Consider the following 13857-nt stretch of genomic DNA (forward strand, 5'->3'; position numbering starts at 1 on the left):
GGACGTCGAACTGGGGGACTTCACGTCGGGGGCTCCGGCAGGCGGCGGGGCGCATCCGGGCGGCACACCGGTGCGGAAGGGCCTGCGTACAAAAGAGACCCGCCGTGAACAAGCGCCTGTCGGAAATGTGTTCCTCGAACAACTTGCACGACAGCCCGGTTTTCTCTGCAAGGCGGATTTGGTATCCGGAGGACGGCTGGCGTGAACCGGCAATCCAACCGGAGTTTTCGAAATGGCGTCGTTGATTCCGGAAGTCCTTGAGCGGCTGCACCTTACGCACGATGTGGTGGCCGCAATGCGTCAGATCGGCGAAGGAAAAGGAAAGCAGGATCTCTTCAAGGAACGTGCCCCAGAAGTTCTCGAGAGCCTTCGTCAGGTTGCAATAATCGAGAGCACAGAGTCATCCAATCGACTGGAGGGCGTCACTCTCCCGCGAACGGTTCTTGAGAAGATTGTCAGGCAGGGCCAAGAACCGCACCCGGAAAACCGCTCGGAAGGCGAGGTCGCTGGATACCGCAATGTTCTGCAGCTTATCCATGAACGTTACGAGCACATGGATGTTGCGCCGAACGTCATGCTCCAGATGCATCGCGATCTGTTTCGATTTGTCGGCGGAACTACGGGTGGTGAGTGGAAGCGGTCAGATAACCTCATAACGGAGCGGCGTCCTGACGGGTCGATATTCGTCAGATTCACGCCGACGCCGGCCTGGCAAACGCCGGCAGCAATGGACCTGCTGTACAGGCAGTTTGTGGAGGCGGGGGAGACCGATGTCGATGCGCTGATTATTATCGCATTGTATATTCTTGACTTTCTGTGTATACATCCGTTCGCGGATGGCAATGGAAGAATGGTTCGTCTTATTACTGTTCTTTTGTTATATCGAGAAGATTATGAAGTCGGGCGGTATATCTCGCTTGAGCGACTCATCGAACGAACAAAATCAAGTTATTATGATACGCTTTACGTGTCGTCTCAAGGATGGCATGACCATCAGCATGACCCTATGCCGTGGGTCTCGTATTTCCTGAGCGTTGTAAAGGCTGCCTACGAGGAGTTTTCGGAACGTGTTGGTGAGCTTCGTGGCGGTCGCGGCATGAAGACACAGCTTGTGCTGCAGGCTGTCGAGCAAAGTGTCGGTTCGTTCTCGATCTCCGAGCTTCATCAACGGTGTCCGACTGTCGGTTGGGATATGCTGCGCCACGTCCTGCGGAACGAAAAGGAAGCCGGCCGGCTTGAGGTCGTCGGTCGCGGGCGCGGGGCGCGATGGCGGCGGACACAGGACGAAAGAGGGTAATAAGGTCGTCCTCATTACCCCTTTCTTGACGGTCATTACCCCGTTAGCTTCGATGTCCACGGTCGATCGACCGCCCCCATGCTCGCCTACGACAACGGTACCGCCGCCATCGCCCGTCGCCGCAAGCCCACCGCAATCGGCCGTTCAAGTTGTGCGTCCCGGCCGAGCTTCCGGACGCTGACTCGCCAATCCACCCGGCTTTCCACATCAGGCACCCGACGATGATCCGTTTCCTGCTCGTCTCGGCGGCGCTGCTCGCCGCCCTTCCTGCCGCCGCCCCGCCTGCCGCCGCCCGCGATGCCGAGGTGCACTCGCGTCTCGACCGGGTGACGGTCTATCCCGACGGCGCCAGCGTGGTGCGGCTCGTCACCTTCGACCTGCCGCCCGGCGAGACCACGCTGGTGGCCCGCGACTTTCCGGCCGCGCTCGACCCGCGCTCGCTGCGGGTGGAGGGCGTCGGCGGCGGGGTGTCGGTGCTCGGCGTGGTGGCGAAGACGCTCGACGCCGAGGAGCAGCCGGCCGGCGCGGACGCGCTGAAGGCGAAGCTCGACGCGCTGCGGCTGGAGCGGGAGGGCGTGCAGAGCCGGATCGAGGCGCTGGCGGTCCGCAAGAGCTTCGCCGAACGCTATGCCCGCGACGTGCCGTTCGGCGCCGGCGAGAAGGAGACGAAGATTCCGTTCGCCGAGTGGCGGCAGACGTTTTCCGGCCTTGCCGACGAGATCGAGGCCGCCGGGCGGGCACTGATCGAGGTGCGCGAGCGCGCCCGCACGCTCGACGAGGCGATCGCCAAGGCCGAGCAGGATCTGCGCGCCAAGCCGGTGAGCCGCGTGCAGGTGCGCATCGACGTCGCCGCCGAGGCCGCCGCCAAGGGCACGCTCGCCGTCACCTACTCCGTGCGCAACGCGCGCTGGACGCCGCTCTATGATGCGCGCCTCACGGCCGGCAAGCCGGGCGGCACGCCGAGCCTCGAGCTGGTCCGCCGCGCCGAGATCGTCCAGCGTACCGGCGAGGACTGGACCGACGTGGCGCTCAGCGTCTCGACGCTGCGCACGGCGGGCGGCACCCAGGCGCCGGAGATCCAGCCGGTGTTCGTGCGCTTCCTGCCGCCGCCGCGGCCGATGCCGGCACCGGCCCGGGCGCCGATGCTCAAGCAGAGCGACGCTCTCGCCGAGCGCGCCGCCCCGGCTGCGGCCCCGCCGCCGGTGCCGGCCAACGAGGTGCCGGTTAGCGAGCGCGAGGCGCAGGCCGCGGAGGGGGCGCTGCAAGTGGTTTGGACGCTGCCGGGCCGGGTGAGCGTCGGCTCGGGCGAGGGCGGGCGCGTGTTGCGGCTGGCCAGCGCGACGGTGGCGCCGGACCTGTCGGTCAAGGTGTCGGCGGCGATCGACACCACCCCCTATCTGCAGGCCGGCTTCAAGCACGCCGAGGACGCGCCGCTGCTGCCGGGGCGCGTCGCGCTCTATCGCGACGGCATCCTGGTCGGCACCGGGCGGCTCGATCTGGTGACGCAGGGCGAGACGGTGAGCCTGGGCTTCGGCGCCGACGAGCGCACCAAGGTCACCCGCACGCTGCTGCGCCGCGACGAAAGCCAGAGCGGCCTCGTCAGCCAGAGCCGGGTCGAGCGGCAGGAGATGAAGATCAGCGTGCGCAACGCCCACGACGTGCCGATGCGCATCACCGTCGAGGACCGCATTCCGCAAAGCGAGGACCAGGACATCCAGGTCGAGCTCGCCTCGGGCGGCACGGCGCCGACGGCGAGGGACGTCGGCGACAGGCGCGGCGTGCTCGCCTGGAGCTACGACTACGCGCCGGGCGAGAGCCGCACCATCACCTTCGGCTGGCGGGTCAAGTGGCCGGCCGATCGGCAGGTCATCACGGCGACGCCGCGGCGGTGACGGCACATCGGTTCCGGCGGACCGCGGCGCGATCCGCCGGAACCGGCAGAACATCCGGGATAGGGCGGCCGGCCGCCTTGCTTCGCTACAGTCGATCCGGTACGGGAAACGAGCCTCGACGGACGCGCCGGGGATCGTCCACCTTTTTCTCATTTTTCCGGGCCCAGCCGGGCCCTGGCGTGGCGGCAGATATGGCCAATGTGGTCGTCGTCGGCTCCCAGTGGGGCGACGAAGGTAAGGGCAAGATCGTCGATTGGCTTTCGGAACAGGCGGACGTCGTCGTCCGCTTTCAGGGCGGCCACAATGCCGGCCACACGCTGGTCATCGACGACACCACCTACAAACTGTCGCTTCTGCCGTCCGGCATCGTGCGGCCCGGCAAGCTGTCGGTGATCGGCAATGGCGTGGTGCTCGATCCGAAGGCGCTGGTCGACGAGATCGCGCGGCTTGCCGCCCAGGGCGTGCGCATCGACCGCGACGTGCTGCGCATCGCCGACAATGTGACGCTGATCCTGCCGCTGCACCGCGAGCTCGACGCGCTGCGCGAGAGCGGGGCGGCCGGCACGCGCATCGGCACCACCAAGCGCGGCATCGGCCCGGCCTATGAGGACAAGGTCGGCCGCCGCGCCATCCGGCTGATGGATCTCGCCGAGCCGCAGACGCTGCCGGACAAGATCGACCGCCTGCTCGCTCACCACAATCCGCTGCGCCAGGGGCTCGGCATGCCGCCGGTGCCGCGCGACGAGCTGGCCGGCGAGCTTATTGCGCTGGCGCCGCAGGTGCTGCCCTATATGGACCGGGTGTGGGCGCTGCTCGACGACCATCGGCGGGCCGGCTCGCGCATCCTGTTCGAGGGCGCGCAGGGCGCGCTGCTCGACGTCGACCACGGCACCTATCCGTTCGTCACCTCGTCCAACACCGTGGCCGGCGCCGCGGCGATCGGCTCCGGCCTCGGCCCCACCGCCATCGGCTACGTGCTGGGCATCGCCAAGGCCTACACCACGCGGGTCGGCGAGGGGCCGTTCCCGACCGAGCTTTTCGACGACATCGGCCGGCGCATCGGCGAGCGCGGGCGCGAGTTCGGCACCGTCACCGGCCGGCCGCGGCGCTGCGGCTGGTTCGACGCGGTGATCGTGCGCCAGACCGTCAAGACCTCCGGCATCACCGGCATCGCCCTGACCAAGCTCGACATTCTCGACGGGTTCGACGAGATCAAGGTGTGCGTGCGCTACCGGCTGGACGGCGAGGAGATCGACTATCTGCCGGCCGGCCAGGGCGCCCAGGCGCGCGTCGAGCCGGTCTACGAGACGATTCCCGGCTGGTCGGCCTCCACCGCCGGCGCGCGCTCGTGGGCCGATCTGCCGGCGCAGGCGATCAAGTATGTGCGCTGGATCGAGGAGCTGATCGGCTGCCCGGTGGCGCTGTTGTCGACATCGCCCGAGCGTGACGACACCATCCTCGTCCAGAACCCGTTCGAAACCTAACTGACCCCACGCCTCAGCGCCTAAGCCTCAGCGCCTGGGGCCGACCCGATCAGGACCATGGCGGATTTTGCACCTCTGCTCTCCCGCGCGATCGCCGGTCTGGAAACGAACACCGCCGAGACCCGGCGGTCGCTGTACGACCGGGCCCGCTCCGCCCTGGTGACGCAGCTTCGCGGTCTGGATCCGCCGCTGTCCGAATCGGAGATCACGCGCGAGCGGCTGGGCCTCGAGGAGGCGATCCGCAAGATCGAGGCGGAGTACGCCCGCGGCCAGCGCGACAGTGCGCCGCCGCCTATGCCGCCGGCGCCGCCTCCCGCTCCCCCGGACGAGCCTGCCCCGGCGAAGCCCGAGACTGCGGCCGAGACGGCGCCGCCTGCCAAGCCGCCGGCTTCGTCCGAGCCGGCCGAGCGCAAGGCCAGCCCGTTCCAGGCGCGCATCGACCGGCTGACCGGCGGTGGCGGCAAGCCGTCGTTCCGCGAGGCCATGAAGGAGGCGGCGCAGCTCGGCGAGGAGGGACTGTCGACCCGTGCCGCCCGGGAGGCGCGCACCCCGCCGCCGGCGGGCGCCGACGCGGCCGAATCACGCCCAGGCGAGCCGTCGCGGCACCTAGGGCCCTTGGCCGCGCCAGAGGGCGAGGGCTTTCCAGCGGGCGAGGGGTTGCCGGCGCCGGCCGAAGAGCCGCCGGCCCGCAGCCGCCGGACCAAGATCGAACCCCGGCCTGCCAGCCGGCCGGCGGTGGCCGTGCGGCCGCGCCTCGACGACCTCGATGCGGCCGGCGAAACCGGGGGCAGCCGCCTGCGATTCTGGGCGATCGTCATCGGCATCGTCTCGCTGGTGGTCGCGGCCGCGGTGGTCGGCCTGCTCGCGGCGTCCGGGAAGCTCGCTCTGCTCGGCGACGGCGAGCGCCCGCGGGCGGTTGCGCCGCTGCAGCCGGCCGAACGGCCGAAGATCACCGACCGGGTGACGCAGGACGCGCCCCGCGCCCCGGCGCCCGAGCCCTCGGCACAGACACCGGCGCAGCAGCCGGCCCAGCCTTCGGCGCAGGCGCTGCAGGTGGCGCAGCGTGCCATCCTCTATGAGGAAGACCCGGCCGCCGGCCAGCAGGGCCAGGTGCTGATCGGCACCGTCGCCTGGCGGACGGAGACCGTCATGCCCGGTCCCGGCCTGCCGCCGGATGTCGCCATCCGGGCCGACGTCCAGATCCCCGTGCGGCGGATGGCGGCGGCGCTCACCATCCGGCGCAACGTCGACCCGGCGCTGCCGGCGAGCCACACCATTGAGCTGATGTTCACGACGCCGCCCGATTTCCCGTTCGGCGGCGTCTCCAAGGTGCCCGGCATCCTGGCCAAGCGCAGCGAGGGCCAGCGCGGCGCGCCGCTGGCCGGGCTCGCCGTCGACGTCACCGCCGGCTTCTTCATCGTCGGCCTGTCGGCGATCGAGGCCGACGTGCAGCGCAACCTCCAGCTCCTCAAGGAGCGGGCGTGGCTCGATATTCCGCTGGTCTACAAGAACGGCCGCCGGGCGATCCTGTCGATCGAGAAGGGCGTGCCCGGCGACAAGGTGTTCGAGGATGCCTTCGCCGCCTGGGGGCAGTGATGCGAACTGAGGCCCGGACCGGAGTTTCACATGCCGGTCGCCGCCCCCCCCCCTTCCGAACAAGGGCTGTTGGCGGGATCGCGCGGTGCAGGACGCCGGATAAAGGACGCCGAACGGAAAGGGTGGTGCCCCTGGCCTACCCTCTAACCTAGGCTAGGTCTTTGAAAATCCAAACACTTTTGCGCCAATGAGGTACAGAAGTGGACCAGATTTTCACCCAACGTCAGCGCGGCTATTTTGTCCGTATGAAGAATCTCACGAGGAACAAGGCGGGGGTCTACGTCTTCCGCAAGGCGGTTCCCGAATCACTTCGCCCCTTCCTTGGTGGCAAGTGGGAATGGAAGCTCAGCCTCGATACCAAGGATGAAGACGTCGCCCTGCTGAGGGCGGCTCACTTCCGAAAGACCGTGGTTGAGCCTGAGGCCAAGCTAGCCAAGCGGAAGAGGGAGCAAGCGGCCAACCCCGGCGCTATCGCCATTTTCGAGAATGCCAGGGAGATTGCTGCCGAGGTCAGCGAGTCCCTGCCTGACTGGTCACTTGCTCATGAGGCAATCCTTCGCAAGCACGGCATGCTGGATGCTGAAGAGCTTAGCGAGGCGCTTTCTAGAGACCCGGATAATCCGAAGCTTAAGGCTGTCAGTAAGGCTCTAGCTATTGCTCAAGGCAGCAAGGTCAAGGTTCAATTCACAATCAAGGACTCGCTAGCTCTCTACCTTAAGACACGCAAGCTGACGCGGAAGGCTGAGCTAGAGCGGAGCCGGATTATTGATGACCTAATCTCCTACATGAAGGGAGACAGGCCGATTGAACGAGTGAGCCGCATAGAAGCACGTGCTTACATGGAGAGCCTGTCTGACAAAGGCTATGCTCCTGGTTCAGTTAACAAGCAGCTTGGCTTTATTCAGGCCATGTTCACTACGGCTCTCAGGGAAATGGAGAGCAAAGAGCCTAACCCGTGGGTTGGCATAAAAGCTCTAGACGATGAGGCGGATAACGAAAAGCGCTATCCGTTTACGCTAGACCAAGCTGGACAAGTCATTGGGAAGCTAGACACGTGCAATGATGACCTAAGGCGTATCGGTTTGCTTACGGCATTCACCGGGGCAAGGCTAGGTGAGATCGCTGGGCTAGACGCTGCTGACGTAAATTTGAAGGCAGGGGTCATTACAATTCAGGAAAACGCCCATAGGCGGCTGAAGAACAAGTCAAGCAAGAGGACTATTCCTATCATAGGCCCTGCCATTGAAGAGCTTAAGGGTCTGCCAGCGTCAGGACCACTATTCCCCAGGTATGCCGGGAAGTCTGACATTGCATCGGCTGCGCTAATGAAGATGGTCAGGAAACGCGCCAAGATCACAGACGAAAAGCTGACTTGGCATTCCTGGCGTCACTTGGCGAAAGACCTGATGCGAGAGGCGGAGGTTAGTGAAGACAATCAACTTAGGCTCTTAGGTCATGCCGGGAATGGCGTCTCCTTCAACTACGGCAAGGGTGTCTCCATAGGTCAACTAAGGGAAGACCTTGAGAGAGCCTATGCCCCACTTCTGGAGGCGATTGGTAAACTGGTAGTGGATTAGATTTTAGTGCAAATATCTGAAAGCCCTTATAGTGCGTGGCGAAGGTTGTTTTCCCCCTTTGGGGGCACTCCCAGCGAAACAATGGGGGTGGGGGGGTGTCACCCTGGAAAAACGAAAGGCCAGCCCCTGGCGAATCAGGGGGGCATAACGCTGAGGGGGGTGGGGGGTAGGTAGGACGGAAGACGGTACGGACCGGGTAGAGTCCTGACAGTTCAGACCGGGCAGATGGTCGACAGGTCACAGTGCATTGGAGGGAGGACCTTCGATGCCATTTTTGGAGACCTGTCGACCATCATCCCGGTCCAAAGTGTCGACCCTCTTCCCGGTTGAACAGACGGGGTGGGTGCCTGAGGTCAAGGCAAGCCGAGTGGCATCCGCCAGCGTCAAGCCGTTGGGATCGAAGGAGCGGGACCGGATAGCGCATCCGCTGCCAGCCACTGCGTTCAGCCGCTGGCACTCATGGGGTCTAACCCCGTCCATCCTGTACCTTGCTGTACCTCGGCAGACAGTGGCAGACCTAACCACCTGCAAGACCAGTGGCTTAGAGTGTCGGGCTTGGGCACCGGGGGCTGACCAGGGGCTAGCCGGACGCACGTCGGCTGGGTTCCACCCCATGGCGCTTAGGGCAGCGCTCACCCATGCCCATAAAATCAATTCTACGCTCTCGCCTACGCTCACTGACGGGCGTTTAGGGGTTGGCTGGTCCTACCCTACCTGACAAGGCAAACGGCCGTGTACGAGCAGACATGCGTCGGTCAACCCTCCCAGCAGACATGCGTCACGCTTTGACGGGCTATCCCTGGTAGACCAGCCGCTAGCATGGGTTCTGCCTCTCGTCCCTCAAGTGTAGACCAGGGCATTCCCTTCCCTCACAAGAAGACAGTTCACTGTCGTTCACAAGACTATCCCGACACAGCAATAGTTGCGATAGAAGAAATGGTACACTAGGGGGTTGACCTGTGGGTCAATCGTGGCTAGGTGTCTTTCTTGTGCTTAGTCTGTGTCAATGTTTAGGTAGGGGAGTACTAGCGAACCCTACGGCTGACAAGTAGACTAATGGAAAAATAATGTCTAACTAAGAAGCTAGTTCACTAGCGTTCACAGGAGAATGACATGCAAAGCTCTGTGTCAGATGCTGACCTCCTACTTCCTTCCTTCGAGGAAATGCTGAGGATTTGCCGGGAGGGAAGACCTACGGACAAACGCAAGCTGCGTAACCAGATGCGTAAGACGCCGCTGAGCGTGCTTATCCCGCATGTGCATAGTGCTGAGAAAGCCGATAATAACTATCGGAAAAACTGAGGGGCTGAAAAACGTCCTCCTCTTGACGAGAGACCAAAGGGAAAGACTATCCCAGCCCTGTTTAACTCTGGGCTAAACATTGGTATAACGAATGGTATAACCTCTTGGTAGGTGTCATTGGTATATTGGAAATGTAATACCGAGACAGTATACCAAGAGGTATAACCAAGGTTAAACATTGCTAGAGACAGAGACCGAAGGTCAGAAGCTCAAGGTCTAGATCATGTTTAAAATGGCAGGGTAGACCAAGAGGTCTAACCTAGGCTGACAATAGTTAGAACTCATGTCTGAGACTTTCAGTCTAATGTCTAACCCTGGTCAGCAAGAGTTAGACGCGGGTCTCTCAATGAGTGATATGAATTGGTGTCTCTTTAATTGACCTCTCCAAATGTCAAACCAAGAGGTCTAACCCATGGTCTACATTCTTGGTCAAATTTCTTGGGCTACCGATATGCTATATCCAGGTCTACCCTAGGTCTATCCTAGGTCAGGTTAATGTCTGAATTAGTTTTTCAATTTTCCTCGTCAAACGAATAGGTAAGGCCAAAGGTAGCCTGCCCTAGTCCTTCCTGTTAAGCAAATGGTTGTGCTTTGCTCATGTGGTTACCCATGGGCTAGGGCGGGTCTACCTGTGGTCTTACCTCTCCAAGGGGCTTGCTGACAGTTATAGCTCCTTCGTTAAGCACCCTTTGCCTGCCAAAGGTACGCTCGACATTGATGGTGTCTTGCAATCCGAGTTCTTCTTTTCCTGACGACACTACGTATCTGACCCTGGAGTTTCAATGCAAACATATGACGAACTAACTCTTGAGCAAATTGCCGCTCAAGCTAAGGCTCACATCAGTGTAGGGGACAAGTATAAGGACAAGGCGGACCAGTAGTACAAGGCTGCCGGGCTTTACCTGATCGCTGCTAGGGAGCGAGTTAAGCAGACAGGTCAGCATTGGGTGGCATGGCTGAGGGACAACGTACAGATCGCCCCTAGTCGCGCCTATGAGCTTATCGCGATTGCTGACGGGCGGACGACATTGGAGGAAATCCGGGAGGGGTATCAGGAGCGGAACCAGCGTAGGCAGGAGAAAAACAAGGAAGCGAGAGAGGTATTCAAGGAAGATTCCGTGTTACACAGAAACGGTTTCAGGAGGAACCAGCCCACTGCCCAAAAGCAATCCGCGCAAAACCAGAAGCCTGTAAGTGAAGCTGAGAAGCAAGCCGCCTTACAGCGGCGCCAAGTCTTAGCCCTACGCTTCGAGGTAAGCGCTCTCGTTGAAAAGCTCACTATATCTGAGCTTGAAGCTATCAAAGAATTTATCAACACTAAATTTGGAAAGGTAGGGCAAGCAGCAGCCTAACCTAGAGGGAGTGCACTGACGTTCACAGTCTGCACTACGTGGCTAACATGTGGTGCAGCTTCTCATACTAACACCATGATTAAGATTATTGTCAAAGAGTACAACACTACACTTTATCACGTAGAGACCACTGATGGAACGTTCCTCGGGCATTACCGGGAACCCCTCCTAAGTGCAGCAAGAGAACTTTTAGCTAGAGGCTATGACCCTGGCCTAACCCTCGGTCTAACACGAGACGGAACCAAGGTGGATATGTCAGGGACTATTGGCAAGCTAGCCAAGTGGACGGTCAAAGAGAACAACAAGGCAGGACCAGTGTTCGCACGGTTCGAGTCCTATCCGTCAGGCAATAGATAAAATCAATTCTACGCTGCCGGGTAAGACCGTACACGGGCGTTTAGTGTCTGGCCTAGGTTGCCCTACCTGAAAACAAGAACGCCCGTCCTGGAGGCCCCTGCGGTGTAGGCGGATTAGTTTTTCAATTTTCCTCCAGCATACTTGCGTCCAGCATACTTGCGTCCAGCATACTTGCGTCCAGCATACTTGCGTCCACATATGATGCCAAGGAGTAATAAGGAGTATGTCATTCACTAACGATGCAATGGCATCTAATAACACCATGACTAAGGAATACGCGAACTACAAAGTTAAATCCCCTAAGGGCAAGATTTACGTCTACCCTTACCGCCAGTTCTGCATCAAGCTAAGCCCTGCTGATGCTGAATATATCGACAGCATTATCGAGCGGTGCTCAGAAGCTAAGGGCAAGCGAGTTACCTTGCCTCCGTTCTTTATGCAATTGGCTAAGCACTACGAGTGTGCTGGTAACATTTGAAATAACAATCAATATAATACAAGAGAATATAACATGACTAACATTCATACAGCCTCGGAACCCTATAGCGTTTCTGCCGTGACTGACGAGAGTGCGTCATTCACTAATGGTGCCTTCACCTTCGCAACTAACAGGTTCTTCCTCAAGGCGCTAAGCGTTATTCGAGACCAGACAGGAGAGAACTACTCTCGCATTATCAACCAGCTAATCTTTAACGAAGCTTTGAGGCTGGGCTTTAACCCGGAGTCTAAGCGCCCGTCTAACTACAGTTACGCGGGGCATAACCTGGGGGCTAATATCAATGAACGGAGTTCGGATGACTGATAAGGAGACTAAGGGCCTCGCTAACCCTCGCACTATCGAAGATGCTGAGGCCAAGATGATTGACTTGCTATACGAAATGGTTGACTTGGCTAGCATCGTGATTAGCAATGCTAAGAAAGACGGTAACATTTCAGCTCACATGGTGAACTCGCTTAATAGCTTCTTGGCTAATAATCACATCACCTTGCCTGAACTCATGGAGCGTAAGCGTCAGGCTAACAATTTCATCCCTTCCCAGGCAGACCGGGCTAACCATAGGTCAGAGCCTGACGGTGATTACGTGGTTGGCTATCATCCTACGTTCGGTCTGCCGATCTTCGCTGACGATGCTGACGGCGAAGAACTGACACGGCAGTGACCAGCAGACTTGCGTCCAGCAGACTTGCGTCGAGAGACAGGCGCTGGTGGGAACCGCAGGAGGGTCAACCTGCAAGGCCCTGTGAGATCGAAGGATGCACACGGCCAGCCTCAGGGCTGACCAAGCTATGCGAGGCTCACAGGAAGCGAAGACAGACGACAGGGATTGCCGACAGGGTATTGCCCAATAGGCACAGGCTAGCCCCCTTGGTCACAGAGGGCAGAGACATCCTCGCCAAGTACCAGGACAACGAGGCGCTTAACAAGGTACGCCAAGAGCTAACCGAGTTCTACAGGGTTCAGCCTAAGGTCAGGCCCTATAGGGGGCAGCTTAAAGACCGGGATGCTGCAAGCTGGTTTCTTGGTCTAAGCTACCTTAATCCGGAGTTCTCGCCTGACACTATCATAGCCAAGCTAGCCATTGGTCAAGCCCTAGAGAAGGCAGGGCTATACACGTTCCCTACAGGCAAATGCTATAGGACATGGCAGGGGCGTGGTGCCTTCATTGGGTTAAGGTGGCCACTCGGTGCAGCATACGCCAAGCAATGCCAATGGGCTTACACTTGGGTATACCGCATATGTGGTGACGCCGTTACGCTATTGGCTGACGCATTGGCTAAGCGCATTCGTAACCGCATTGCGAATAGCGACAAGAAAACCTTACGGCTTGCTGACTACCTAGACCAATGTCAACGCAGACGCCCTCAGGTGGGCGATGTGTATATCTAAATCTAACATCAAGTCTAATTCAATATTCAAGAAGCTACGTATGTAGCATTCACAGGATCAAACATATCATGGGAACTAATTATTCATACACCATTCAATCGACCGATGCTGACATGATGGGCAATAGTCAGACCATTGGCACTTCCGCTCATTGGAACGATACGGACTATGCCTCAAGCGAAGACGCAAAGCTCTCGGGTGCTACAGTCCAAGGTGCCAACGGGTTTAGCAAGCATGTCGCTTCGGCTGAACAGCTTGCAGAAGGTGACGTAGTGAACGTCAATGGCATTCCGATGACCTGGGCACAGGCTAAGCAATATGGTCTGTCTGGTCAGGTTGCCTCTTCGTTGGGGCAGGGTGAGGCTACGTCAGCAGACCCGCGTTCAAAAAAAGTTAACCTGACGAGCAATGAGCTTGCAGCGAAGAACGAAGCGAAGGTTGAACCGGACCCTATCGCAGAGAAGCTTGAACAAGGGCTGACCACGGAATCGGAGGTCATCACTTACGAGGGCGTTGCGGATAGCATCGGGTTTAACCTGGGGCTAGACCGGGAAGACGTGACAGAGCTTGGCCTTGACGTAGCCCTGGGCAATATCTCTGACGATGACGAGATTTGGCAGGCAACGCTACAGCGGGGCATTGCAAAGGATGTCCTTAAGAAGAACGTAGACCATGTGCGAACTGTCGCAGTCAAGCAGATTGCTAAGGAGCTTGGCGAGGCGAAGGCCGATGAACTCGGTAAGTGGGCTTCACAGTCTCGCGAGGTCTACGAGCTTTGCGCCAAGCATGCGGTAAAGCGGATGAAGGCCAATACTAACCTTAGTTGGTCTGCAATCTATGACCTCTGCAAGAAGCATGTGTCTAGATAAGCGTCATGGGGTGGAGCCCCGGTAGGTTAGCGAATAGATATGGATGTCGATAATAGAATTATACTGCCTGAAGCTAACCGGAGAGTTAGTCCTAGAGTTAAGGGAAGGGGTAGTCCTGCGGCTAGCTCTAATAAGCAGGATAACAAAGGGGCTAGCAATGTGAGTGAGAGCCTGACCCAAAAGGGTGTTGCGCCCGGCATGGTTGCATGATTCACCGGTCTCAGAGTTCTGGGACGGTGATTT

At 59.7% G+C, this 13857-nt stretch carries 9 protein-coding genes; all 9 read left to right on the forward strand.

What is annotated here, in order from left to right; genetic code table 11:
• The first annotated feature begins 232 nt into the window (after positions 1–232).
• The 9 genes from F1193_RS14660 to F1193_RS14700 all read left to right on the forward strand — a co-directional run bounded on the left by F1193_RS14660 (position 233) and on the right by F1193_RS14700 (position 13614).
• Complete coding sequence (locus F1193_RS14660; protein ID WP_150098547.1) at positions 233–1297, forward strand: Fic family protein; 1065 nt, start codon at positions 233–235, stop codon at positions 1295–1297.
• 221 nt (positions 1298–1518) lie between these two features.
• On the forward strand, positions 1519–3189 hold the full coding sequence (locus F1193_RS14665) for a mucoidy inhibitor MuiA family protein (protein WP_150098548.1): 1671 nt from the start codon (positions 1519–1521) through the stop codon (positions 3187–3189).
• Between the two features lie 191 nt (positions 3190–3380).
• Positions 3381–4673, forward strand: coding sequence for an adenylosuccinate synthase (locus F1193_RS14670; RefSeq protein WP_150098549.1), 1293 nt, complete (start codon positions 3381–3383; stop codon positions 4671–4673).
• 57 nt (positions 4674–4730) lie between these two features.
• Entirely contained in the window at positions 4731–6269 is a 1539-nt protein-coding gene (locus F1193_RS14675; RefSeq protein ID WP_150098550.1) for a hypothetical protein, read from the forward strand.
• A gap of 200 nt (positions 6270–6469) precedes the next feature.
• The gene (locus tag F1193_RS14680) at positions 6470–7846 is read left to right on the forward strand and encodes a site-specific integrase (RefSeq protein WP_150098551.1); all 1377 of its coding nucleotides are present in this window, start codon (positions 6470–6472) and stop codon (positions 7844–7846) included.
• Between the two features lie 2249 nt (positions 7847–10095).
• Positions 10096–10500: a hypothetical protein gene (locus F1193_RS14685; protein ID WP_150098552.1), complete on the forward strand. Its 405-nt coding sequence runs from the start codon at positions 10096–10098 to the stop codon at positions 10498–10500.
• A 580-nt stretch (positions 10501–11080) separates the two neighbouring features.
• Entirely contained in the window at positions 11081–11335 is a 255-nt protein-coding gene (locus tag F1193_RS14690) for a hypothetical protein (protein ID WP_150098553.1), read from the forward strand.
• Between the two features lie 316 nt (positions 11336–11651).
• Positions 11652–12017, forward strand: coding sequence for a hypothetical protein (locus F1193_RS14695; protein ID WP_150098554.1), 366 nt, complete (start codon positions 11652–11654; stop codon positions 12015–12017).
• 796 nt (positions 12018–12813) lie between these two features.
• Positions 12814–13614 (forward strand): hypothetical protein, encoded by an 801-nt coding sequence (locus F1193_RS14700; RefSeq protein WP_150098555.1) that lies wholly within the window; start codon positions 12814–12816, stop codon positions 13612–13614.
• Positions 13615–13857: the final 243 nt, after the last annotated feature.

It is taken from the genome of Blastochloris sulfoviridis (assembly GCF_008630065.1).
GTDB lineage: Bacteria > Pseudomonadota > Alphaproteobacteria > Rhizobiales > Xanthobacteraceae > Blastochloris > Blastochloris sulfoviridis.